18 protein-coding genes are annotated in these 23,804 nt (G+C 60.4%); 9 read left to right on the forward strand and 9 right to left on the reverse strand.

Annotation, left to right across the window (positions count from 1 at the left end; all coding sequences use genetic code 11):
• The first annotated feature begins 102 nt into the window (after positions 1 to 102).
• Entirely contained in the window at positions 103 to 2,682 is a 2,580-nt protein-coding gene (gene pheT, locus KTAU_RS16750) for a phenylalanine--tRNA ligase subunit beta (RefSeq protein WP_151729442.1), read from the forward strand.
• A gap of 664 nt (positions 2,683 to 3,346) precedes the next feature.
• A complete protein-coding gene (locus tag KTAU_RS16755) occupies positions 3,347 to 6,835 on the forward strand; it encodes a BACON domain-containing protein (protein ID WP_170293378.1) in 3,489 nt (1,162 codons plus the stop codon).
• An 85-nt stretch (positions 6,836 to 6,920) separates the two neighbouring features.
• Here the strand turns inward: KTAU_RS16755 and dtd are convergent, their stop codons facing one another.
• The 7 genes from dtd to KTAU_RS16790 all read right to left on the reverse strand — a co-directional run bounded on the left by dtd (position 6,921) and on the right by KTAU_RS16790 (position 14,279).
• Positions 6,921 to 7,376: a D-aminoacyl-tRNA deacylase gene (gene dtd / locus KTAU_RS16760; RefSeq protein ID WP_151729444.1), complete on the reverse strand. Its 456-nt coding sequence runs from the start codon at positions 7,374 to 7,376 to the stop codon at positions 6,921 to 6,923.
• 78 nt (positions 7,377 to 7,454) lie between these two features.
• On the reverse strand, positions 7,455 to 8,204 hold the full coding sequence (locus KTAU_RS16765) for a 3-keto-alpha-glucoside-1,2-lyase-like domain-containing protein (protein ID WP_170293379.1): 750 nt from the start codon (positions 8,202 to 8,204) through the stop codon (positions 7,455 to 7,457).
• Positions 8,205 to 8,859: 655 nt separating this feature from the next.
• Complete coding sequence (gene acpS, locus KTAU_RS16770) at positions 8,860 to 9,408, reverse strand: holo-ACP synthase (RefSeq protein ID WP_228026505.1); 549 nt, start codon at positions 9,406 to 9,408, stop codon at positions 8,860 to 8,862.
• 70 nt (positions 9,409 to 9,478) lie between these two features.
• On the reverse strand, positions 9,479 to 10,903 hold the full coding sequence (locus KTAU_RS16775) for a UDP-glucose dehydrogenase family protein (protein WP_151729447.1): 1,425 nt from the start codon (positions 10,901 to 10,903) through the stop codon (positions 9,479 to 9,481).
• Positions 10,904 to 10,968: 65 nt separating this feature from the next.
• Positions 10,969 to 11,622: an MBL fold metallo-hydrolase gene (locus tag KTAU_RS16780; RefSeq protein ID WP_151729448.1), complete on the reverse strand. Its 654-nt coding sequence runs from the start codon at positions 11,620 to 11,622 to the stop codon at positions 10,969 to 10,971.
• A 315-nt stretch (positions 11,623 to 11,937) separates the two neighbouring features.
• The gene (gene lgt, locus KTAU_RS16785; RefSeq protein WP_151729449.1) at positions 11,938 to 13,035 is read right to left on the reverse strand and encodes a prolipoprotein diacylglyceryl transferase; all 1,098 of its coding nucleotides are present in this window, start codon (positions 13,033 to 13,035) and stop codon (positions 11,938 to 11,940) included.
• A 686-nt stretch (positions 13,036 to 13,721) separates the two neighbouring features.
• Complete coding sequence (locus KTAU_RS16790) at positions 13,722 to 14,279, reverse strand: hypothetical protein (RefSeq protein WP_151729450.1); 558 nt, start codon at positions 14,277 to 14,279, stop codon at positions 13,722 to 13,724.
• Between the two features lie 247 nt (positions 14,280 to 14,526).
• Between KTAU_RS16790 and mazG the strand changes: the two genes are divergently transcribed.
• The 5 genes from mazG to KTAU_RS16815 all read left to right on the forward strand — a co-directional run bounded on the left by mazG (position 14,527) and on the right by KTAU_RS16815 (position 20,472).
• Entirely contained in the window at positions 14,527 to 16,065 is a 1,539-nt protein-coding gene (gene mazG / locus KTAU_RS16795; RefSeq protein ID WP_151729451.1) for a nucleoside triphosphate pyrophosphohydrolase, read from the forward strand.
• 27 nt (positions 16,066 to 16,092) lie between these two features.
• A complete protein-coding gene (locus KTAU_RS16800) occupies positions 16,093 to 16,575 on the forward strand; it encodes a hypothetical protein (RefSeq protein WP_146747234.1) in 483 nt (160 codons plus the stop codon).
• Positions 16,576 to 16,591: 16 nt separating this feature from the next.
• The gene (gene polX / locus KTAU_RS16805; protein ID WP_151729452.1) at positions 16,592 to 18,352 is read left to right on the forward strand and encodes a DNA polymerase/3'-5' exonuclease PolX; all 1,761 of its coding nucleotides are present in this window, start codon (positions 16,592 to 16,594) and stop codon (positions 18,350 to 18,352) included.
• 15 nt (positions 18,353 to 18,367) lie between these two features.
• The gene (locus tag KTAU_RS16810; protein WP_151729453.1) at positions 18,368 to 19,033 is read left to right on the forward strand and encodes a 50S ribosomal protein L25; all 666 of its coding nucleotides are present in this window, start codon (positions 18,368 to 18,370) and stop codon (positions 19,031 to 19,033) included.
• A 209-nt stretch (positions 19,034 to 19,242) separates the two neighbouring features.
• The gene (locus tag KTAU_RS16815; protein ID WP_151729454.1) at positions 19,243 to 20,472 is read left to right on the forward strand and encodes a glycosyltransferase; all 1,230 of its coding nucleotides are present in this window, start codon (positions 19,243 to 19,245) and stop codon (positions 20,470 to 20,472) included.
• Here the strand turns inward: KTAU_RS16815 and KTAU_RS16820 are convergent.
• Entirely contained in the window at positions 20,469 to 20,735 is a 267-nt protein-coding gene (locus KTAU_RS16820; protein WP_151729455.1) for a hypothetical protein, read from the reverse strand. The two genes, KTAU_RS16815 and KTAU_RS16820, sit on opposite strands and share 4 nt — an antisense overlap.
• A gap of 412 nt (positions 20,736 to 21,147) precedes the next feature.
• On the opposite strand from KTAU_RS16820, the gene KTAU_RS16825 reads away from it, so the two are divergent.
• Positions 21,148 to 21,492 carry a hypothetical protein gene (locus KTAU_RS16825; protein WP_069804776.1) on the forward strand — a complete coding sequence of 115 codons (345 nt, stop codon included), beginning with the start codon at positions 21,148 to 21,150 and terminating at the stop codon, positions 21,490 to 21,492.
• 180 nt (positions 21,493 to 21,672) lie between these two features.
• On the opposite strand, the gene galU is transcribed toward KTAU_RS16825, so the two are convergent.
• Complete coding sequence (gene galU, locus KTAU_RS16830) at positions 21,673 to 22,548, reverse strand: UTP--glucose-1-phosphate uridylyltransferase GalU (protein ID WP_151729456.1); 876 nt, start codon at positions 22,546 to 22,548, stop codon at positions 21,673 to 21,675.
• A gap of 659 nt (positions 22,549 to 23,207) precedes the next feature.
• Between galU and KTAU_RS16835 the strand changes: the two genes are divergently transcribed.
• Entirely contained in the window at positions 23,208 to 23,657 is a 450-nt protein-coding gene (locus tag KTAU_RS16835; protein WP_151729457.1) for a YbjN domain-containing protein, read from the forward strand.
• The last annotated feature ends 147 nt before the right edge of the window (positions 23,658 to 23,804 follow it).

Here is a 23,804-nt window from a genome sequence, read left to right on the forward strand (position 1 = left end):
GAGCAGAAGTAGCGTATAACGGTTGGGGCGAGAGCCAAGACGATAGACGGGCGAGGCGAGAGGTCAGTAGGAAGGAAGGAAATCTGTGAGGAGTTACCAGCGATGAGAGTGCCACTAAGCTGGTTGAAGGAATATGTCGAGATTACCCAGTCGCCACAAGAGCTGGCTCATACTTTGACAATGGCAGGGCTAGAGGTTGAGACGCTGGACTACATCGGGGCCGACTGGGGAGATCTCATTATCACTGCTCAAATTACGCATCTTGAGAAGGTGCCTGGCTCTGATCACCTGAGCTACACGCGTATCAACACTGGGAGCGGAGAGATCGGGGTTATCTGCGGCGCTCCTAACATCAAAGAGGGGGACAAGGTGCCGTTGGCCCTGCCGGGGGCGCGCATCGGCGACCTCACCATCGGGGTCGCGCGCAAGATGGGCTATGTCTCAGAAGGTATGCTGTGCTCGCCGCGCGAGCTGGGTCTGGGCAGCGATCACTCGGGCATCTACATTCTCGACCCGGAGACGCCGCTGGGGGTCAAGCTTGCTGACCTGCTCTCCGATGTGGTGCTGGAGTTCGCCATCAAAGCCCATCGCGGCGACCTCTCTTCGATCATCGGCATTGCGCGCGAAGTAGCGGCCCTGACCCACAAGCCCCTGCGCCTGCCGGAGCCGCGCTTCAACGAGCAGGGGCAGCCTGCGGCGGAGCTGGTCAAAGTGACGGTCGAGGATAGGGAGCTGTGCCCACGCTACAGTGCGCGAGTGATCAGCGGCGTTAAAATTGGCCCCTCGCCCGACTGGATGGCACGGCGCCTGCTGATGGCCGGCATGCGTCCAATCAATCTCATTGTTGACATCACCAACTATGTCATGCTGGAGGTAGGCCAGCCGCTGCATGCCTTCGACTACGACCTGGTGCGTGAGCATCATATTATTGTCCGCCGCTCCCGCGACGGTGAAGAAATTACCACGCTCGACGGCGTCCCGCGGCGCCTGCGCAACGATATGCTGCTCATCACTGATCCACAGGGGCCGACGGCCATCGCTGGCGTGATGGGTTCAGCCATTAGCGAGGTCAACGAAGGGACCACGCGCATCCTGCTGGAGTCGGCGAACTTCAAGCCGGCCAGCATCCGACGGACAGCGGTGGCTCTGGGTCTGCGTACAGAGTCATCCAGCCGCTTTGAGAAGGGCCTTGATCCCGAGCTGACCATCTTCGGGGCTAACCGCGCAGCCCAGCTCATGGCCGAGCTGGCTGGCGGCCAGGTGCATCCCGGCATCGTCGATGTCTACCCGCAGCCCGTAGAAGCGCGCTCCATTCTCTTCTCACCTGCCGAGGTGGAGTGGCTGACGGGCCTGAAGGTGACCTCACGTCAGGTGCACGAGGCCCTCAGTGCCCTCGAATTCAAGGTCGAAGAGGTCTCCGCTGCTGCTGACGCTGCTGGCGGTGAGCAGTTGCTGCGCGTCACCATACCAACGTTCCGCGGCGATATCGAGGAAGGGGCCGACCTGGTCGAGGAAGTCCTGCGTATGATCGGCTACGATCAATTGCCGGCGACTGTGCCCGAGGGACCACTGCCGGAGCCGCAGGGCGACCACTGGTTTGAGCGCGAGTATGAGATACGCGAGATCCTGATCGGGCTTGGCCTGCATGAGATTCTTACCTATGCGATGACCAGCCGCCAGCGCATGCTCAATCTGCTCGCCGAGGTCAACGCCCAGACGGCGCAGGTGCTCCTGCAGAAGCCAGCGGATGATGGTCAAGCGGGCTGGGTCATTGCCAGCGCGCAGGAAAGGGCTGGCTCTGAGGATGACCTTGCCTCAGACGGCAGGAAACCTTTCGATGCTCGCTCCCTGCCTGCAGTCACCATTGCTAACCCGCTGAGCAACGAACTGGAGTGCATGCGCCTGACGCTGCTGAGCGGCTTGATGGAGACACTGCAGGAGAATAGCAAGCGCAATCGGGCGGGCTTGCGCCTCTTCGAGATTGGGCGGCGCTACTTGCCGCGTGGAGCGGGTGAGCTGCCCGAGGAGCGACGCTGTGCAGGCCTTGCTCTCTGTGGGCCGGCGGCCATTTCCTGGGTGCCAGAGCTGGCGCGCCCGGCAGACTTCTACGATCTGAAGGGTATTGTCGAAACGCTGCTGGAGCGCCTGCACATCCGGCGCTATCGCTTCTCGGCGGCCCAGCATCCGACCTTTCACCCTGGGCGCTGCGCTGTGCTGGAGGTCGGGCGGCCAGGCATGGACAACGGCGAGCGTTTCACACCGGTTGGCTTCCTGGGCGAGGTTCACCCGCTGGTGCAGCAGCGCTACGATCTGCCTCACCGCGCCTATCTATGCGAGCTGGACCTGGAGACCCTCTACGCCGCGGTTCCCGAGCGCCTGAACTATGCTCCCATTTCACGTCATCAGGAACTGACTCGCGACCTGGCCGTGGTAGTTGATCAGCAGGTACCAGCGCGTGCGGTGCAAGAGGCGATCGAGCGCCACGGCGGTGAACTGCTGCGTACGGTGGCTCTCTTTGATGTCTATACTGGGACACCGATCCCGCCAGGCAAGAAAAGCCTGACCTATACATTGCTTTACCAGGCTCGGGATCGTACCCTCACTGATGCCGAGGCGAATGCTCTCCAGGAGCGCATTGTGGCGGCCCTGGGCGAGGAATTCGGGGCTGTCCTGCGGAGCTAGCGCGCGAGGCAGATAGCCGTTGCCTGGCCGCTGCTCGGCCAACCTCAAAGAAGCGCGTTCTTCCTGCTTTCAGCAGAGAGGAGGCGGGTAAGCAGTCATCAGTCTGAAAGTCGGTGGCTCTTACCCGCCTCGTGCTTTCTGGCTGCCACGGCAGACGCTCAGTTAGGCGCTCTCTGGTACCGATCGCTTCCCTCTGGCAATCCTTCTTTAAAGGTGATATAGTAGGTAAACGTGGCTGATCATTTTTCCGGCTGCACCTGACTCACTGAAAGGGGCTTGCCGGCATCAGGTCAGGTAGAGAACTGCTGTCTCCGCTTGCTCTGAAACCCTGACCGCTTCCTGGCGCGTACCGCCTGGTCAGAGCAGTGAGCGAGCAGGCCGAGCGAGGTGAGGGTCTAGAGTGTGAAGCCAGCGGGTGGAGGAAAGAGTGTCGACCGACCTGGGGGCTGAAGCTTACAAAGCGCTTTCTGGATGAGCATGGAGCGAGGGCAGTAACTTTGCGACTGACGTGGTAGGGAGCAGGTCTTGTGCTGAGGGTCGTGAAAAGTGGTGGCTTTTGTTGGTGGCGCATCCGTGCGTTGAGTACCGGCAAGGCTGGGGAAAACAGAGTAAGTCTATGAGTCAGTGTTTGCGTTGCGGCAAGCCATGCACAGCAGATACGAGCTTGTGTGAAGAATGCCGGGCGCGCCTGCTGCAGGCGGGACAGCCCACTGACCGGGGCGCAGGGCGCGAACGGAGCGGTACGTCGGTAGCTTCTGCCGCCGAGAGAGATGCTGCTGCCGGTCAAGAGGAGGCGGACGGAGAGCCTCCGCATCGGGAGCGCCAGACTGATCCCGAGGCGCAAGTGCCCACCCAGCAAGGGCCAGTAACCCCACCCCCGGAGGTGCCGCCCGATTTCTTGCTCTCCCAGCTGATGCCCCCCTCCAGCAGTAACGAGGTCGTGGGCGATCCGGCGCTGGAGATGAGCGAAGCTGCGGAGTTCATCAGCGAGAGCGATCCAGGCGCGCTCAGACTCCCCCGCCCTTCACGTCTGACCCCGTTGGTGGAGCCTGATCTCTCTTCCCTTGAGATCCAGCGTCAGAATACTCCCCTTGTGAGACCACAGTCGGGCCACGGTCAGATCTCACCCCTGGCCGGGGGAGGTCCGGCAGCCCACAATGAGCCTGGTGCTTTGGATGACCTGCAGCAGCGTCTGCCCGATCTCTGGCCCTGGATTCAGGATGCCGATGAGGATGAGGGAGATGCTATTTGGCTGCAGCGCACCGATCCTCTCCTCTCGCGCCGTCTTCCCACAAGCGCTGAGGCGGCGGCCATCGAGGCTGAAGATATCAGACGCGCTCAAGCGGCAGCCTGGGCAACCAGTCCTTTGCCGGCGCAGCCCTGGAGCCGGCCACGAGGTCGCCTGCTCTCCTGGCTAGCGCTCTATCCCAGGCGTCTGCGACTGCTCTTCCTCGCCTTGTTGATCGTGGCCCTGTTAGCGCTGCTTGGCGACAGCCTGCTGGTGCTCCTGGTGCTCACGCGTCAGCAGCCACCAGCCACGACGGCTGCTGGTCCGCCGCGCCTGACGCTGACGCCAAATGTGATCGAAGTAGGTCAGCGTGTCAAGCTGACCTTAGAGCGCTTCTCTCCTTCTACCCAGGTGCTGCTCAGTCACGATCTGCAGGAGCCGGTGCCGGTAGGCCGCAATGGCTCCTCGCTCGTGCAAGTCAGCGCCTCTGGCAGCCTCGTGCTCACCGTCCAGATTGACGCCAGCTGGGGGCCGGGCCTGCATTTGGTCGAAGCCGAGGATGTGACGACACGCTATACAGCCAGCGCCACGCTACAGGTGGCGGGCCAGGGTCTGACCAGCCCTCCCCATCTGGTCATCGATAGCAGCGGTCCCCTGCTCATGGGCGAGGATTACCAGGGGGCCAATACGATTATGCCCTTGACGCTGCGGAACTCGGGCGGGGGTATCATCAATTGGCAGGGCAGCAGCAATCAGCCCTGGCTGCTCCTTTCGCCCTCGCAGGGTCTCTTTAGCGGCAGCCAGACGGTCTGGGTGGCCGTTCAGCGCGCCCATCTGAAACCTGGCGAGTATAGCGGCCTCCTGACCTTTACCTCCGATGTAGGAGGCCAGCAAAGCGTACAGGTCAAGATGGTGGTACGCCCGCTACCGGCGAATCCCGGGCCTGTTCTGCAGGTGACGCCGGCGGCCCTCTCCTTCATTGCCACCGATGGGGGGACAACCCCAGTGCCCCAGACCCTGACGATCAGTAATCCGGGCAACAAGCCATTGGCCTGGCTGCTTAATGGCAGCACATCGCTGACGGCACCTGATCAGACGCCCTACGCGCATTCCCTTGGACCCCTGGCCGATTGGCTCTCGATCAACCAGCGCGGTAGCACAGTCGCCCCCGGCGGCACCCAAAGCGTGACCGTGGCCGTCCAGAGCCGCAGCCTCCTGCCGGGTGTCTATACCGCCCTGCTGAGCTTTGCCTCGCCGCAAAGCGTCATCGATACCCCGCAGAGTGTGGTTGTGTCATTGACTGTGCTCCCACGTTGCGGCATCATGGTCAACGCCTCCAGCCTGAGCTTTGTGACGGTGGCCGGGCGCAGCAACCCGCCGAATCAGGCCGTCACTCTCAGCGAGCGCGCCGGCTGCCTGGATGATCTGACCTGGCAGGCCAGCAGTGATGCCTCCTGGGTGAGCGTAACGCCAAGCAGCGGCGAGCTACATGGCGCGGGCAGCAGCGTAATCGCCATTGGGGTCAATGCTCTGGGCCTGCCCCCAGGACGCTATACAAGCCTGATCACCTTTACCGCCGGGCACGGATCGCAGACCCTGCCTGTGCTTCTGGTCGTGCAACCTGCACCTTCGCCCCAGCAGCCGGTGATGAGTATCACACCGCTCAGCCTCAACTTCAGCGCTATCCAAGGGCAGGGCACGCCGCCGCAAACGGTCGTGATCACTAATACCGGCGGTAGTACCCTTTACTGGCAGACGCAGGCCACAGCCCTCACCAGTGACTGGCTCGCGGTTAGCCCGACAAGCGGCAGCCTGGCCCCTGGTAGCAGTAGTCAGATCCTTGTTGGGGTGAATACCAGGGGCCTGACTGCGGGTACCTATAGCGGCCAGATTCTCCTCTTGGGCCGGGGGAGCGATGGCGCTGGGGCCGCTGGTACGCCGCAGACGCTGCAGATTACACTTCAGGTGCTGCCACCCTGTACTCTCGACCAGCCGTCGATGCACTCTGTGGCCTTCAGTACCATCGCTGGTGGAGCAGACCCTGGTCCTCAGACGATTACGCTGGAGGTCTCTGGAACCTGCAGTTGGCCCCTGAGTTGGAGCACGAGCCTGACCAGTGCCGCTTCCTGGCTCAGGTTAAGCGACTCCAGTACCAGCCTGGTCAACGGTCAGACAGCTAGTATCAGGCTGGCTGTCAGCAGTGCGGGCCTGACTGTTGGCAGCTACAGCACCCAGGTCATCGTCAAGGTCCTTGACAGTAGCGGTGCTCCTATTGCGGGCAGCCCGCAGCTCTTCAGTGTAACGCTGACCGTGCTGCCCCCCTGCGTCTTCCAGGTAGGCACCTCTAGCCTCTTCTTCAGCACTGTTCAGGGCCAGGGGCCTCCACCCACGCAGGCCATTACCTTCAGCAGTACTGGTACCTGCCGCTATCCCATCGCAGTCTCCGCCTCGCCGGACGCGGGTAGTGCCTGGCTGACCGTCAGCAGCGGCAGCGATAATGGCAGCGGTGGCAGCCTGCAGGTCGCAGTCAATGCGGCAGGTCTGGCCCCCGGTGTCTACAATAGTCAGATCACCATCACGGCCAGCAGCAGCGGAGGTATTCAGAATAACGTACAGGTCGTACCCGTGCGTCTCACCGTCACTGGCTACACTATCAGTGGCAGCGTCCAGGCCTGCGCCGATAGCAGCTGTAGCAGCGCCGTGCCGCTGGCGGGGGCCAGTGTAACGCTCTATGCTGGCGCAGCACAGATTGCTACTACTACCTGCGATAGCATGGGCAACTACCGCTTTGACAATGTGCCACTGGGCAGCTATACCCTGACAGCCACTGGTAGCGATAGCCAGGGCAAACAATACAGCGGTTCAGCGGCGGTGAACGTCTCTGACAATCAGACAGTCATTATCAACGCCTTGCCGAACAGTTGAGTGCGCAGGAGCGACCGCTCCGCGGTGCCAGCTTGGCGGCTTCTGCCTCTGTGCCTGAGCCGGCCCTGGCCTCAGGCGCTAGGGGCTAGCGGCGTGGTAAATCAGCGCTATCCAGCCAGATCGTGACCGGGCCATCGTTAGCCAGCTCGACCACCATGTGGGCGCCAAAGACCCCGCTGCTAACGCGCACCCCATAGCTGCGCACAAGCTCCTGAAGAGAGTGAATCAGCGGCTCGGCCTGGGCTGGCGGGGCCGCCTCTGTAAAGCTCGGGCGCCGTCCCTTGCGGGCATCCGCATAGAGCGTAAACTGGGAAACAACCAGCATCTCCCCGCCGCATTCCAGCAATGAGCGGTTCATCTTGCCGGCCTCATCCTCAAAGATTCGCAAGTGAACAATTTTCTCTGCCAGGATTTTAGCCTCGGCCTCACCATCTCCCTGAGCCACTCCCAACAAGACCAGCAGGCCAGGCCCGATTTCCGCTACTACTTCATTCGCTACCCGAACCCGGGCGTAGCTGACACGTTGCAGTAGTGCTCTCATAAGCCTCCTGAAGTTTTCCTTCTCTCTGCCTTGTGCACTTTTTTTGCCTTCTGCCGATAGTTTTTCTCTCTTGCTTACTTAAGGGAGTTGGGCGGGGGCTGGATAAACTGTCACGCTGGTGATAGCCGCTGTGGCCGCGGGCGATGAGGTGCCATTGCTCACAAAGAGCGCGATCATGCCGCTGGTATAGGAGCTATCGGTCACGCTCGCAATCAGGTGGCCGTTCACTCCCAGAACAATGTGATTGCCCTTAATAATCACTGTCACCTCGTTCTGCTGTCCCAGAGGCTTAATGGCCTTATTTGCAAGTATCCCCGACAGGATACGTACCTGAGTATTGCCGTCGAGGCCAGTCACTTCCTTGGAGATCGCGTAGGTGGCGTCGCCGAAGATGTCCACGCGATAATCGTTGGCCAGCTGATCATCGCCGCGCATGTAAATGCCCGTGCTGTCGTTGCTATCGCCGCTCTCCAGGGTCATATCTACCGTAATCTGGAAATCGCTGAACGTCCGTTGCACGGGCAGGGGGGCCACCAGAATGCGATGGTTGCGGTCGGTCATCGTCAGAGCATGGTTGGCGATCGTCTTACTGAAGCCGGGGCCACCGGTGGTATCCCAGCCCTTGCTATTGTTGGCAAAATTATCGCTGAATAGCGGTGTCACTGCGGGGTGTGCCTGTATCAGCACGTCGGGCGAAGGGCTGGGACTGGCGCTGGCCGCCACATGGCTGCGACTGGTTGCAGGCTGCCTGTATAGGCTGAGAGTGAGAACCAGCGCGCTGCCGACCAGTACCAGCGCGAGTATGCTACCGATGACCACCACGAGCACGGGGAGTCGCTGTCCCGGCGAAGCTGGCTGCCTGGTCGGTGGGGCCGCTGCGGTCCAGGGCGGGGGAGAAGGAAGGAAAGGGCCTGCCCTTTCGCCAACGCCAGCGTCACTGGAGGAGGTTGGCCAGGAAGGGGGCGAGGACGGGGTCGCTGCTGACCACGAGCTGGCGGGCCAGACAGGCTGCTGGTCAGGCTGCTCAGAGACAGAAACAGCTGTGGGAACCCCGCTGCTCTCTCCCAGACCAGAGAGCAGCGAAGCTGCTGATACAGGGGCAGAAGCTACATACGTGCCGCAGTCGCTGCAGAAAAGCTCATAAGGCCCGAGGTGCCTGCCACAGATGGGGCAGAGACGATCAGGGTTAGCAGTCTCCATGAGGGAAAAGCCTTTCTAGCCCGCCGGGGCTGCAAGCAAGGAGCAAGACAACATCACGACAGACAGACAGCACCTTCCTCCACCATCGCAGCAGATAGTCCTGCCAGCCGACTCTCTCCCGATTTCTGCATCGGGCCATCTGGCTAGCGGGCGATCGTCGTAGCCGCATGACTAACGAGTAGCGAGTAGTAAAGTAAAGAGCTGGACCAGCCAGCCACTCAAGTCTGGGCAGACGAATGAAGCCGTGCAAAGCCCTCTGGTGTAGCAGTAGCGGATCAGGCCCTCAGCGGTTCTGGCGGGAATTCTCGCCCTGACCGGTTGTTTGGACTGCGACGGCCACAGCGATGGCGAAGCCCTGCAGATCGGCGATGCTGACGTCAAGGGCACTGAGACCCAGCTCCTCAGCTCGCCGGCGGGCGCGGCCATACAGGCGCACCGAAGGGCGGCCACTGCGCAGCTGGACAATTTCCATCTCACGCCAGGCCACGCCGCGCAGACCCGTGCCCAGGGCTTTACTGATCGCTTCCTTGGCAGCGAAGCGCCCCGCCAAACGGGCCGGTTTTGGCTCTGGCAGAGGCGATACGCCGCTGAGCGCGCGCCGACCACGGCACTGCAGCACCTCTGCCTCTGTAAAGACGCGCTGCAGGAAGCGCTCGCCATGGTGGGCATAGGCGTGAGCCACACGCGCCACCTCAATGATATCGATGCCCACAGCCACATTGACCCCTTGGGTGGGCAGGAGCGGAGCCGGAAGTGCGCCAAGGCCTCCTGGACCAAAGAGCCAGGCGGGTGGCGGCGTATCTGGTCGACTCACCAGGGGCGTGAACAGCAACGGAGGAGCCTCCGCCCCATCTGCAGGCGAGTCAGAAGAGGCGGAGGGCAAACCTCTCCTGGCCTCATCGTCAGCGATACTCATCGCCCTCACCAATCAAGGTCCGCTCGCAGGTTGGGGCTGGCGGCAGCGTTGTACTATCGCTGGCCGGCAAGACCGTCGCAGCTGGCCCTGTGCCCCGTCCAATGCCGCGGTAGGTGAAGCCCAGGCTCACCATCTCGCGCGGTTCGTAAATATTGCGTCCATCGATCAGCACGGGACGGCGCATCAGATTGCGAATCTGGACCATATCAAGCGACTTAAACTCATTCCAATCGGTGACAATAATGATGGCATCGGCCTGCTCGGCCACTTCATAGGCGTTGGAGCAGAAGGTTACCAGATCGAGTCGGATGCCTTCGCGCTCCATTGCCTGGCGCGCTGTCTCGCGGGCGACCGGGTCATAGGCGCGGACCAGTGCTCCCTGACCGGTGACCCAGCGAATGATGTCTAGAGAGGGGGCCTCGCGCATATCATCGGTATTGGCCTTGAAAGCCAGGCCCAGAATACCAATGGTGGCATTGCGCAGCGAGCCTAGAATTGAAACCAGCTTATCCACCACCAGGCGCCGCTGGTCCTGATTGATCTCCATCACCGCATGTAGCAGCTGCGGATGCAGTCCGGCCTCGTCGGCCATGTGGGCCAGGGCACGCACGTCCTTGGGGAAGCAGGAGCCGCCGTAGCCGAGGCCGGCATCGAGGAAGGCACGCCCGATCCGTTTATCGTAGCCCATCCCGACAGCCACCTCTTTCACATCGGCCCCCAGGCGCTCGCAGATCTGGGCGATCTCATTAATGAAGGAGATCTTCGTTGCCAGGAAGGCGTTAGAAGCGTACTTAATCATTTCCGCTGTGTAGATATCAGTCATGATAATGGGGGCACGCAGCGGCAGATAGAGAGCAGCCACACGGTGGGCCGCCTCCATATCGGACGAGCCAAGTACGACACGATCGGGGTTCAAGAAATCCTGGATCGCGGCCCCTTCGCGCAGAAACTCGGGGTTCGAGACCACCGCGAAAGAAACATCGGGGCGCGCCAGATGGGTGCGAATGATGCGCGTCACCACGTCGCCGCTGCCGACGGGCACGGTGCTCTTATTGATAATGACGGCGTAGTGGTCCAGCTCCTCAGCGATCATGCGCGCCGCCATCTCGACGTAGCGCATATCGGCACTGCCCTGAGTGCTGCCGGTGGGAGTATTGACCGCAATGAAAATAAACTCGCTGTCAGCGAGGCCCTCACGGTAGCTGGTTGTGAAATGGAGACGTCCAGCGCGGACATTGCGCGCGATCATTTCCGCCAGGCCCGGCTCATAAATCGGAACCTCGCCACGCTTCAGCCGGGCGATTTTCTCCTCGACGATATCCACACAGGTGACATCATTCCCCATATCGGCGAAACAGGTGCCGGTTACCAGCCCGACATAGCCTGTGCCGATGACGCAGATCTTCGACATTGCTCTTTCCTGCTCCTCTACACGTCTCTTCTTCTTGCTGCTGCTGGCTAGCTGGCTGGCTCTGCTCAGGCCAGGCTCACGAAGGGATTTTCATATTTTTCTTCGCCGATGGTTGTGGGCGCGCCGTGGCCGGGAAAGACGACCAGGTCATCCTCCAGGGTGTAGAGCTTCTCGCGAATCGAGTGCACCAGCTGCTCATAATTGCCGCCGGGCAGGTCAGTGCGTCCAATGCCGCGCTGAAAGAGCGTATCGCCACTGAAGACGCAGTATGGGCGGCTCACCAGGCAAACGCCGCCGGGCGTATGTCCGGGTGTATGCCGTACCTCCAGCGACAGCGTACCGAAGGTGATCACCTGTCCATCCTGGAGCAAGATATCGGGCTTGCGCCGCACCAGGGGTGGCTCGCGTCCAGCGGCTCGGGCGGCGCTGGCGTCGGTATAGTAAGGAAGGTCGGCGGGGTGAATCGCCAGCGGCACAGGATAGACGACGCTAACCGCATCGATGGCGCAGATGTGGTCGAAATGGCCATGCGTATTGATGATATAGCGAGGGATCAGCGCCAGCTCTTCGATGCGCTTCAGAATGCGTTCCGGCTCATCGCCAGGATCGATAATCACTGCCTCGCGGGTCTGCGGGCAGGCATAGAGATAGCAATTCTCTTCGAGGAATCCGACGACGACCGTTGCAACCAGTGGCCTGGCGTCAGCTCGTTCACTCATAACAGGGAGGCTCCCACGTCCAGCAAAGAACTTCGCTTCGTTTCCACCACAGTGCGGGGAAAGATTTGCTTTATTATAGCACATTGCCAGGCCTGGGGCGGCTGACTGGCCTGGCTGAGATAAGGCCCCGGCAGAGGGCAGAATCTCCCTCTCCTGAGCGCGCCTTGCGCCCGCTACGGCTTCCCATAGGTACCGGAAGACTACTCTGGATCACTGCACCGTCCTGCCGGTTGCGCCGTCCTGATCATTAGTACTATCCGGCGATAGCAGGCAGCCAGGTAGAGCCTTCCTCTGCTGAGTGGGGGGCGAGCGTTCTCAGGACGGTTCTGGCTGGCCCTCTGCAGGAGGCTCACGGCGGCTGGCAGCTGGCTCCTCATCTACCCGTCGCTCAGCATGAGCAGGTGGTGTAGAGGCGGCGACTGCCTGCTCATGCTCCGCAGATGTCCCCTCCGGAGGATTCGCTGCAGCCACGGTGGCCTGGCTTCCTGGACGCGGGGGCATACCATAGAAAGCCGCTGCCTCCCCGGGCGGCACCGGGCGCGCGTAACGCGAGCGCAGTACCAGGTAGCTCACGGGCAGCAGCAGAATCAGCACCACCAGCGAGGTCCACTGTGCCTGCTTCAGGCCCCAGTTCAGGCCCAGAAAGCTGACCACGACATTGGCACGCCAGAAGAAAACAACAAACTGCGTAATCGCGTAGCCATAGAGATAAACAAGTGTCAGCACGCCAGGGCGACGCAGGCGACGTGACAGGAGGTAAAGCACTGCCAGCAGCACGAGGTTGCAGAGCATCTCGTAGGCCGCGGCAGGCTGCACTGGTACATTGCAATACCCCTGCAGGCAGGCGAAGCTGGCGGGATGCTGGTAGACCGTCGACCAGGGTAAAGTGCTGGGGTAGCCGATAATATCGCCATTAATCAGATTGCCGATGCGACCGAAGATCTGGCCGATCGAGGCGAAGAGCACGCCGCCATCGAGGGCGACGAAAGGATTGATCCCCTCGACACGCGCGCGCCAAAAGAGCACTGGCACCACCAGGAAGATCGCCCCGTAGAAGGCCATTCCGCCCTCCCAGGTCGCCAGAATGCGCCAGGGCTGGAGCAAGTAGTCCTGAACCAGATCCGGCTGCTGAATCACAAAGTACAATCGGCCACCGATTAAGCCGGCGATGATACACCACCAGAGCAGACGATAGACGATCTCCTCGTTGAGACCCTTGCGCCGGATGTAGCCCTGGATACCCCAGAGAGCCACTACGATGGCCACCACGTACATCAGGCCATACCAGTGGAGCGCCAGCGGGCCAAGGTGCACAATGACCGGATCGATATTGATATAGATATAGGGCGGACCGATGCGCAGCCAGCCCCAATTGATCAGATCGGCCACGACCGTGGGCCAGATACTTCCCATTGCCCTTCCTTCTCCTTGCGCTCGCAAGGAACTGCCACTGCTCACTCTCTTCTCCTGACTGACGCCTGGTTGGAGCGCCTGAACCAGCCGCATGGTAGGGGTAGAATAGGCTGGCCCTGTGCGAGGCAACTGAGGCCGCGCCGGAAGAGCGGAATCGGACAGATCCCTGCTAGCCAGGTTAATTGGTTGGTCCACTACCTTCTTGCCCTATGATAGCGGCAATCTTTCCCAGTCGCAAGAGGATTATAGGTGGGCACTCAATAGGAGGTACAATAGCCAAAGAATGACAATACGGACATAAGGATCAGAGAACGACAATAGATCGAGGGGTATAACGAGGGAAGACAGACAGGTGCTCGTCTCAGCGAGGGCGAGGGTCAGGACAGGCAAGAGGGTGGCGAGGCCCATCGAGCTGGCTCACCGCTCTCGCCGCTCACCGTGAAGAGCACCCGATACCCCTTCAGGTCAACAAAGAAAGCGTGCGAACCGAAAAATAGTGAAGAAGAGCAGAGCGGAATCAGGCGCTGATCGTCGTGCGGCAGTGGCTGGCGGGCAAGACGGAGAGGGCCGAGGCACAGAATCCTCCCCCGAGCGCGTCGCAGGCGGATCGTGCCGTGCCGCAGACCAACTTGCTGACTCCAGGGCGGTAAAGGCCGGACCTCGCCATCGCTCACGCGTTGGCTCGCTTACGAGTGGGAAGGGGCAGCCGCCGAGCGCGACTGCTGGGCAACCTGCTGAGGCTCAGCCTCGACGCGCAGAAGGGCCTTGAGGGCCTCTTCTGAAACCACCTTGCCCTGTTGGCCATCGAAGATCAGGTCATCGCGCGAGCAATAATACAGGTGACGCCAATTCTCCAGGGCGCGGTCCCAGGCGGGGTAGCGCAGTGTCGCCTCCGCATCGCTTTTGACCACGCGTTGGAAAGCAATAAAGGAAACGACCAGGGCGGCGACAATGATGAGCAACGTAATAATCACCTGGGCAACCAGGCCCGGGCCGCCCAAGCCGGAGACGCCCTCTCCGAGCACCACAAAGATAAAGAAGATTGCTAGCCCAACCAGGACCACGGCAGGCCCCACCAGATTAATCATGTGAATCTGCCGACCAGGCATGGGGGGAGGCGCCAACCGGCTAATGCCGCTGCGGTAAGCCTCCAGCGAGGTCTTGACCAGATCTTCCTTATGGCAGCGTGGGCAGAGCGGTTTCGCGGTCTGTCCCTGCTGCTGCCGGGATTGATCGGACGCCATTGTGAGTCTATAACCTCCTCATTGTTGGATAGCGCTCGATTCTCTGAAGAGCTAACCTGAATAGTACTACAGAAAAGCATAACATTTTCCAGTCCTCGGCGACAATCCCTGCTGTGGAGCAACAGGCAAACAAGCTAGCCGGCCCAGCCTGGCCTCGAGGTCCTTTGCTCCCCCTTTGACAGCGCTTCTATCAGACGCTACACTGTTCCAAGAACAGCGAAAGCGCCGCAGAGAGGATAGAAAGAGTATGTCGGAGCCGCAAATTACGATCCTGGGGTTGGGGCCAGGACCGTGGGAGCTGCTGACGCGCGAAGCCTACGAAGTGTTGGCTAAGGCAGTAGAGCGCGGGCAGCCGATCTACTTCCGTACCCTGATTCATCCCATTGTAGAACCCCTGCGTCAGGCTTTTCCTGGTCTGGCGCTGCAATCGTTTGACGCACTCTATGATGCTGCCCAGGACTGGGAGACTCTCTATCAGCGCATGGCGGAGACCATCTGTGCGGCTGCCACTGCTGAGGGCGGTCCTGTACTCTACGCCGTGCCGGGTCACCCTCTGGTCGGAGACACCAGCGTGCAGCTGCTGCTCCATCTGGCCAGGGAGCGCGGGCTGGAGCTGCGCCTCGTCGCTGGCCTCTCCTTCATCGAGCCGGTCTGCACGGCTCTGGGGCTAGATCCGCTAGAGGCTGGTCTCCAGATCATCGATGCCGTTTCCCTGGCGGCCTTACCTGGAGACGAAGTGGCCGGAAGAGTCGTACCGACCACGCCCCTGCTGGTGCCTCATCTCTATAACCGTCGTCTGGCCAGTGCCGTGAAACTGGCCCTTAGCGAATGCTATCCCGACGAATGGCAGGTAACGCTGGTTCGCCTCAGCGATCAGGCCCAGGAAGCGGCCCGGTTGCAGCGCCTGGCCCTCTACGAGCTGGACCGCCAGCCGCTGGTGGACCATCTGACGACACTCTACGTACCGCCGGTAGAAGCCCTGGCCGCTCTGCGCCACCCTGACACCCTTCGCTATATTACCAAACGCCTGCGGCGCGATCCCGATGGCTGCCCCTGGGATCGCCAGCAGACTCATCAGACGCTCGTCCCTTTTGTTCTGGAAGAAACGTACGAAGTAGTGGAGGCCCTGGAGGAGAACGACATGGCTAAGCTGGCCGAAGAACTGGGCGATCTTCTTCTCCAGGTTTATCTGCATGCCGAGATTGCCCGTCAGGAGGGGCACTTTGCCCTCGGCGACGTCTTCGAGCAGATCAATGCCAAGCTCATCCGGCGCCACCCTCATGTCTTTGGGGACGTCAAAGTGAGCAGCGCGGGGCAGGTTGTCCAGAACTGGGAGGCTATCAAGCGAGCCGAGCGCCAGGCGGCGGGTCTGCCGGTTCACGAAGAAAGCGTCCTTGATCGCGTGCCGCTGGCCTCGCCGGCCCTCACGGTGGCCCAGGAATACCAGAAGCGGGCCGCCAGAGTGGGCTTCACCTATGCTGATATGAACGGCGTGCTTGATAAATTGGCTGAGGAGCTGCGCGAGCTGGCTCAGGCCCGCAGCGATGAAGAGCGTCGCGAAGAACTGGGGGATCTACTCTTTATGGTTGCGCGCGCCGCCGGCGAACTCAACATCGATGCGGAGGCCGCCCTGCGGCAGGCCAACCGCAAATTCCGCCGCCGCTTCCGCCGTATGGAAGAACTCGCGCGCAGCGAAGGGCGACCCCTGGAGGAGCGCAGCCGGGAGGAGCTGCGCGTCCTCTGGCGCCGCGCCAAAGAGCAGACTGACGCTGTGCCCGATGCGTGAGACGATGCAGTGCTGCCAGCAGGCATCATGAGACAGGAATTACTCGCCTGGTTTGCACAAGAAGGGCTACTGTTACAAAATATTACAACTGGCTCAGAAGATCCTGAACACGACGAAGTCAAAGTTATTGTGCGTGCGCCCATTGTCGCCCTGGGGCATGGGCGCGAAGACTTTCGCGAATGCCCTGATCCGGTCGCCTTTGGCTATCCAGAGTCCTGTCTGGAACTCATGACGCTGGACGATTTTCACTGGTTTATTCTGCGCTGGTTCGAAGGGGCCGTTGCTGCCGGGCGCGCGCGCTGTTTCGTCTGTAACAAAGTGCTGGACAATACGTCAGGCCATCCCTGGGATGCCGTTTTCGTCAGTGCTGATTGGCACTGCTGGCTTGTGGTCCACTTCGACTGTAAGCGCTATCTGGGGCGCGACCTCAAGGGGCGCAACCCCTTCGAAGTCGAATTACGCGAGCCGGAAATGTTCGACCTCCGCCTGACGGAGAGCGAAGGTCAGTAGAGGGGAGGCAACGCCGATGGATAAGAATCAAGTGGCTCAGGCCCTGGAAGAAGTTGCCACCTTACTGCAACTCAAGAAAGATGCCAGCCCGTTTGAGGTGCGGGCCTACGAGAATGCCGCGCGCACCATCAGCGCGCTGGATGACGACATTGAGCGGCTGGTCAAGGAGGGACGGCTCAAAGGCATTCCTGGCCTTGGGCCGACCATCACGCGGCGCATCGAGGAGCTGGTGACCTCCGGGCGTCTTTCCTTCTTAGAGGAGCTGCGCGCGGCCACGCCCTCCATCAAGCTAGAGCTGCTGCGTATTCAAGGTCTCGGGCCGCGGCGCATCAATGCCATTGTGGACCAGCTGCACATCGCCAGCCTCGAAGATCTGGAACGGGCCTGCAAAGAAGATCGCGTTGCCGCCCTACCCGGCTTTGGCAAGAAGACACAGGAGAAAATCTTGCAGGGGCTGGCCTTTCTGGCCGAGCATGGTCACCGCTATCTCTACCCCGTTGCGGAGGCTGAAGGGCTGCGCATGCGCGAGGCGCTGGCCTCCCGGCCCGAAATTGTGCGCGTCCAGGTAGCGGGTAGTCTGCGTCGGCGGCGCGAGACCGTCAAAGACATCGATATCGTGGCCAGTGTTGCTGACGACGCTGACAGCGCCATTCGTCAGCGCGTCATGAACTTCTTCACCGGTCAGCCGGGCGTCCGGCAGATCGTCAGCAAAGGGGAGACGCGCTCCAGCATCATTCTAGCGAGCGGCATCCAGATGGACCTGCGCCTCGTGACCGACCGCCAGTTTCCCTATGCCCTTCATCACTTCACTGGGGCCAAAGAGCACCATATTCCCCTACGGCGGCGGGCTCTTAGCATGAACATGACCATCAACGAGTATGGTCTCTTCCGGGGCAAAGAGCCTGATCTAGAGCTGGTGCCCTGTAAAGACGAGGTTGAGTTTTACGCCGCCCTGGGTCTGGCCTATATCGAGCCTGAGCTGCGCGAAGACATGGGCGAGATCGAGGCTGCGGAGCGTGGTGAGCTGCCAACCCTGGTCGAAGAGCGTGACCTGCGTGGGGTCCTGCACGTCCATTCTGTCTGGAGCGATGGAAAAAATACTATTCGTGAGCTGGCCGAGGCTTGCTGTGAGCGTGGCCTCAGCTATCTGGGCATTACCGATCACAGCCAGAGTGTCGGCTACGCCAACGGCCTCAGCGTTGAGAACCTGCAGCGCCAGTGGGAAGAGATCGACCGCCTCAACGCCGAGTTCGCCGGTCGCCTCGTCATTTTAAAAGGGACCGAGTGCGACATCCTCAAAGATGGCTCGCTCGACTATCCCGATGAGGTCCTGGCGCGCTTCGACTTTGTCATAGCCTCCATTCACAGCCATTTTACGCTCTCTCCACAGGAGCAGACCGAGCGTATGCTGCGTGCCATCGCCAACCCGTATGTCACCATCATCGGGCATCCGACAGGGCGTCTCTTGCTTGAACGCCCGGGCTATACTCTGGATATAGAGGCGGTGATCGAGGCCGCTGCGCGGCATGGCGTCTTTATTGAGATCAACGCCAGCCCGCAGCGCCTTGATCTCGACTGGCGCTATGTGCGCAAGGCGCGCGATCGAGGCATTCTGATCCCGATCGATCCCGATGCTCACTCCATTGCGGGCCTCGCTGACATGCACTATGGCGTCGGCATTGCCCGCAAGGGCTGGCTCTCCGCCGCCGATGTGCTTAACACGCGCCCGTTGGAGGAGCTGGTAGCCCTCTTGCAGCGCAGGAAAGCATCACGCTAAAGGAGGTATCCTGTTATGGCACCAATGGCAGAACTGGAGGTTCAGCGCCGCCAGGTCCTGGGCAAAGCGACCAGGCGGCTACGCCGCCAGGGGATCATCCCCGCCAATATCTTCGGCCACAAGGAACCCTCTCTGGCCATCCAGCTGGAGGCCGCGGCTTTCGAGCGCTTTCGCCGCCAGCATAAGGCCGCCAGCCTGGTCACCCTGCGTATTCCGGGAGACTCATTAACGGAGACGGCCCTGGTCCACAGCATTCAGCGCGATCCCTGCACTGGTAAGATTCTCCATGTGGATTTCTACCGCGTGAGTCAGGAGGAGGAGGTCGAGGTGAAAGTGCCGCTGCATCTGGTCGGTGACTCGCCGGCAGTGAAGGAGAGCGGTGGCACGTTGCTGCGTCTCCTCGATGCGCTTGAAGTGGCCTGCCGTGCCACCGAGATCCCCGAAACGATCGAGGTCGACGTCTCGCCGCTTGTTGAGGTAGACCAGATTCTCCATGCCGGTGAGATCAAGCTGCCGCCCAATGTGCGCCTTCTGACCGATCCACACGAGCCGGTGGTGAAGGTGGAGCTGCCCACCGTCGAAGTCGAGGAGGCCGGAGAGGCCACTCCCGCGGCTCAACCTGCTTCTGCTGCTACGTCTGCCCAGTCGCAAACTGGCGAGAGTGCTGCAAAAGAAGGCTGAGCTGCGTGCTTATAGCGCAGGCAGGGGTAAGGCTCACTCAGAGAGCGCCGCTACTCCTGCCTGTCTGCCTGCTTGCCTGTCCAGGAAGTCGGATCGCGCAGGCGCTGGCCACGTGGTGGCAGCTCTCTGTCCCAACATCGGTGCCTGCCGGTCGCTATCTCCTGTGCCTGGCTGCCTGCAAATACTATGCCAAGAAGCGAGCGATAGACATGCGTATTATGATTGTGACTGACCAGTATCCGCCGATGGTAGGGGGCGTGCCTGTCGTCACCCACGATCTGGCCGTCGGCCTGGCTGCCCGTGGCCATCAGGTCTGGGTAGTCGCTCCTTGCCAGGGTGCACGCGACGTCCACCGTATCGAAGAAGGAGTACATGTCTATCGCTTTACATCCTTCGAGTGGCCCACTTATCGTGACATGCGCATTCCCTTCCTGCCCATCCTGCCTATTCGGCGCCTGCTGAAGCAGGGTAATCCTGACATTATCCATATCCACTCGCCGATCGTCTTGGGGAACATCGCCCAGCTGCTGGCCGGAGGGCTGCGCAAACCGGTCATTGCCACTAACCACTATCTGCCGATCAACATTAGCCGCACCCTGGCCAGTGATCAGCGCTTCAGCAGACATTTCGATACGCTCAGCTATAGCTATCTGATCCACTTCTACAACCGCTGTGAATATGTGACAACCCCGACCCATACAGCTCTGCGCCTTCTTTATGAGCATGGGCTGCGCGCGCCAGCGGGGGTCATCTCCAATGGGGTTGATCTCAAGAAATTCAGGCCGGGGCCCGCCGATGAGGAAGTGCGTCTGCGCTATCACCTGCCGGCTGATCGTCCGCTGGTGTTGCACGTCAATCGCCTCAGCGAGGAAAAGCGAGTCAATGTCCTATTAGAGGCCGTGGCCCAACTAAGGAGTCAGGCTTACATTGTGCTAGCGGGAACAGGACCGGCGGAGGCTGAGCTGCGGGCGCAGGCCACACGTCTGCAGATTGAGGAGCGCGTGGCTTTTCTTGGCTTCGTAGCCGATCGTGATCTCCTGGCGATTCGTCGCATGGCCGACCTTTTTGTCATCCCGTCGGAGGCTGACCTGCAGAGCCTGGCCACAATGGAGGCGATGGCCTGTGGCTTACCCGTTGTGGCGGCCAATGCCTATGCCCTTCCCGAGCTGGTGCATCATGGCGAGAATGGCCTGCTATTTGAGCCGGGGAATAGCACGGAATTAGCGCAGACCATCGACTATCTGCTGGAGCGTCCTGAGCTGCGCAGACAGATGGGCAACAAGAGCCTGGAGATCATTGCACAACACGACCGTGAGCGCGTCCTTGGTCAATGGGAAGCGCTCTATCAACGTCTGGCCTCAGAGTTTGCACTGGCGCGTCAGCTGCGGGAGCAGGCTCGACGAGCCTTGCGTCTCAGACGTCCATCGCTACCTTCCTAGCGCAGCTGGTGATTACTCTCGCCCCCACGGCGCTCCCCTTGCGCGCGCCGCAGATCGATCCAGGAGCGGTGGAATAGACGAGCAAGGCTACGCTCGATGTCCCAGCGGAGCTGAGTCGCCTGGTAACGCAACCAGCCAGCAACAAGCTCCTGCCAGCTTGGGCGAGAGAGAGGGGATGGCACACGGCACCGCTCATCTACGCGGACAAAAACCGGAGCCAGGATCAAAGATCGCGGGCGCTTCTCAAACCTTCGCTCTTCCATGCGGTCTGTAGCTCCTTGACGTGTCCCTCTAGCAAGCACGTGGCAAAATGGACGAGACCAACGCACTGCGATGTTTACAGGTATGTACCAGCTAGACTCATAACCAGAGTAAGGGACTCTGAGGAAGAGTATAGTGTCTGGAAAAGGATTTGTCCAGGGAATGGCAAACGCTATGAACACCTTGGGTTAGCCAGCTTGAAGCCGGGGCGGCCAGGCTGGCGGCAAGCCAGGATTATCAGGAATGGGTATGAAGAGCGGAGGAGCGGGGACCCGTGCCGGCCCGGTACCGGAATGACTAAGGATGCCCGTTTCATTGACAAGAATGGGGGATTTCAGTATACTCTTCGCCACAGGCGAGGAGCCTGTATATTTTGTTTTGGCTTGGGAGCTTGCCCGAGCAAAGGGAATGGTGATGGCTACCAGAGAAGAGGAGAAGCCGGCGCCGATGTCAACGGTCGAGGCCGGTCGTAAAGGGGGGAGTGTTGTCCGCGACAAATATGGTGGGGAGTATTATCGCCAGATAGGCAAGAAGGGGGGTACAGCTCTCAAAGAGAAGCGCGGGAGCGAGTACTACCGCCAGATTGCCCAGAAAGGTGGCCAGGCCAACGTCACGAAGTATGGTCCGGCCCACTTTTCTGAGATGGGGAAGAAGGGTGGCAATGCAACCAAGGCGCGACAAGACCCTGACTTTTACAGCCGGATCGGTAAGTTGGGAGGGGCAGCCCGGCGTCGGAAGAAAGCGGAGGCACAGGAATAATTTATCTCATTATAAAGCTGCTCTTCTGGCACAAGGCAGCGATGTGATCAACAAGGAGCCGGGGAGAGGGGAGAGGCGAACACAGCGTTGGATGACCTGTGGTGCTCTTCCTCATTCCCGGCTCTCTCTGCCTGACTGACTGACGGACGACCGTTGCGAGCGAGGCGAAGCGAGGCGAGGCTAGCCCTCCGCTTCCTGAAGGGCCTGACGCAAAAAGGCTCGCAGATCGGGGGCCAGGTCGGGGCGCTTGAGCGCATAGGTGATCGTCGTGGTCAGCAGACCCAAACGCGTACCAGTATCATAGTAGGTGCCAGTGAAACGCAAACCGTAACAGCGCCCCTCGCGTGCCTGGTGCTCGAGCGCATCAGTTACCTGAATTTCTCCACCGGAGCCAGGTGGTGTCTCTTCCAGCAGCGGAAAGATGTCGGGAGTCAACAGATAGCGCCCCATCACAGCCAAATTGGAGGGCGCTTGTTCCCGTGGCGGTTTCTCCACCAGGTGGGTGATCCGCAAGGCTTGCTCCCCTAGCTCCTCCACAGCAGCGATGCCGTAGCTAGGAATCAGTTCATCTGGCACGGGGGCAAGCGCGACCACCGAGCCGCCGTAGCGCTCATGGATCGCCATCAGTTGGGGCAAACAAGGCGTTTCCTCAGCGACCAGCACATCGCCCAGCATGACCACAAACGGCTCATCTCCTACCAGGGTCCGTGCACAGAGAATGGCATGCCCGAGCCCCAGTGGCTCCGGCTGACGCACAGCGCTGTAATGCGCCATCTGCTGTACACGCCGTAGCTCCTCCAATTCCTGCAACTTGCCACGCTGCTCCAACAGCTGCTCCAGCTCGGGAAAGGCATCGAAATGATCCTCAATGCTGCGCTTGCTCCTGCTGGTGACGAAAATGATCTCCTCGATGCCGCAGGCCACGGCCTCTTCGACGATATATTGCAAGGTTGGCTTGTCGACCAGCGGCAACATCTCTTTCGGGATAACTTTCGTTGCAGGCAGGATGCGCGTGCCTAGTCCCGCCACTGGCAATACGGCTTTGCGAATACGCATTAACCCTCCTTGATTCTTGGCAAGAAAGCGCTCCGGTCTACCTGCTCCTGGCGTCCAGCCCTATTGTAGCGACCGGGCGGTTTGATGGTCAATCTCAGCCTGGTGGCCTCCGCGGGGGGCCTTGCCATAGATTAGATGAAACGCGGATAGCCGAGCTACCCTGGAAAGTAAACCAGAGTCCAGGTCAGGGCAGGCATCCCTTGCTCACTTATCCATGCGCTCAATGGCACAGGTAAAAAGCTGGGCGGGCCGGCCTGGCTCTCTCTGGTTGACTATTGCTATCATAGCATATTCTAGCGACACTGAGGCGATCGTCAGTATGAAAGACGCTCCTGTCGCACAACTCCGCGGGCCGGCAGGCAGCGCTGGGACTGGAAAGAGGCGGCCCAGCCCCTCTCTGCAAGCAGGACAGCAAAAAGATGCGCTAGAAGTCGAAGGGCGTGGCGTTTCTAAATGGAGAGCGCCCGTACTGCGTCTGCTTCCGCGCTCACTCTCCACCGCGCCGCGAGCGCGGTTCTCTCCAGTGGCCTTGAAGCAGCGGCGGTCTGACGGGTGTCTCTTTCTTACTCGCCAGGCTAGTGGCGGTCCCGGTTCAGTCGGCGAACCAGAAAGATTCTGTCTCTGCATCTATGTCCCTGTAATGGGAGGAGTGAAGCAAAATGTCTGAAGTGAAGAAATTTTCATATATTATGATAGAAACTTGCCTTCGTGATCATAAAATACGCTTCCTCCGTGATGAGGAGAACGATATCGTCGTCCAGTTTCGTTACGATCCCGACTGTGCCTGTGAGCTAACCTTCTATCTCATGGCTCAGGGAGAAAAGCAAGAGATCTACACCCTGTTCTGCCGTTCCGACCGGCGTTTTGGAACGGAGGAGTGGGAGCGCGCTCTGGTGCTGAGCAATACCTGGAATCGGGAGCGACGCTGGCCCAAGAGCTATCTGCGTAGCTTCGGAGAGAATGGTGCAGCCTACGGGGAATTGTGCCTGGAGGAGCACATCGATCTGGAAGCTGGCATCCATCAGGAGCTCCTTAGCAGCTTCACCATGAACTTCTTCGCTTCAAGTTTTGGTTTCTGGCGCTGGTTGCATCAGGAACAGCATTTCTAAGGCGACCTTCTTCTCTTTCTCGTCTTCTCCCTGACCTGAATGGGGGACAGAGTGGAACGCTCATTGCTGATCTTCTTGTCCCCTATTCCCCCGGGAGCAATATCCCAGCTGTTTCTTCTTGCTGCAAGAATATGCTATAGTTAAGCA

The organism is Thermogemmatispora aurantia, assembly GCF_008974285.1.
GTDB classification, from domain to species: domain Bacteria; phylum Chloroflexota; class Ktedonobacteria; order Ktedonobacterales; family Ktedonobacteraceae; genus Thermogemmatispora; species Thermogemmatispora aurantia.

Excerpts from the sequence above, each read along its gene's own strand:
- pheT (WP_151729442.1), top strand. The coding sequence starts at position 103 with ATGAGAGTGCCACTAAGCTGGTTGAAGGAATATGTCGAGATTACCCAG.
- dtd (WP_151729444.1), bottom strand. The coding sequence starts at position 7,376 with ATGAGAGCACTACTGCAACGTGTCAGCTACGCCCGGGTTCGGGTAGCG.
- KTAU_RS16775 (WP_151729447.1), bottom strand. The coding sequence starts at position 10,903 with ATGTCGAAGATCTGCGTCATCGGCACAGGCTATGTCGGGCTGGTAACC.
- KTAU_RS16780 (WP_151729448.1), bottom strand. The coding sequence starts at position 11,622 with ATGAGTGAACGAGCTGACGCCAGGCCACTGGTTGCAACGGTCGTCGTC.
- lgt (WP_151729449.1), bottom strand. The coding sequence starts at position 13,035 with ATGGGAAGTATCTGGCCCACGGTCGTGGCCGATCTGATCAATTGGGGC.
- KTAU_RS16790 (WP_151729450.1), bottom strand. The coding sequence starts at position 14,279 with ATGGCGTCCGATCAATCCCGGCAGCAGCAGGGACAGACCGCGAAACCG.
- mazG (WP_151729451.1), top strand. The coding sequence starts at position 14,527 with ATGTCGGAGCCGCAAATTACGATCCTGGGGTTGGGGCCAGGACCGTGG.
- KTAU_RS16800 (WP_146747234.1), top strand. The coding sequence starts at position 16,093 with ATGAGACAGGAATTACTCGCCTGGTTTGCACAAGAAGGGCTACTGTTA.
- polX (WP_151729452.1), top strand. The coding sequence starts at position 16,592 with ATGGATAAGAATCAAGTGGCTCAGGCCCTGGAAGAAGTTGCCACCTTA.
- KTAU_RS16810 (WP_151729453.1), top strand. The coding sequence starts at position 18,368 with ATGGCACCAATGGCAGAACTGGAGGTTCAGCGCCGCCAGGTCCTGGGC.
- KTAU_RS16815 (WP_151729454.1), top strand. The coding sequence starts at position 19,243 with ATGCGTATTATGATTGTGACTGACCAGTATCCGCCGATGGTAGGGGGC.
- KTAU_RS16820 (WP_151729455.1), bottom strand. The coding sequence starts at position 20,735 with ATGGAAGAGCGAAGGTTTGAGAAGCGCCCGCGATCTTTGATCCTGGCT.
- KTAU_RS16825 (WP_069804776.1), top strand. The coding sequence starts at position 21,148 with ATGGCTACCAGAGAAGAGGAGAAGCCGGCGCCGATGTCAACGGTCGAG.
- galU (WP_151729456.1), bottom strand. The coding sequence starts at position 22,548 with ATGCGTATTCGCAAAGCCGTATTGCCAGTGGCGGGACTAGGCACGCGC.
- KTAU_RS16835 (WP_151729457.1), top strand. The coding sequence starts at position 23,208 with ATGTCTGAAGTGAAGAAATTTTCATATATTATGATAGAAACTTGCCTT.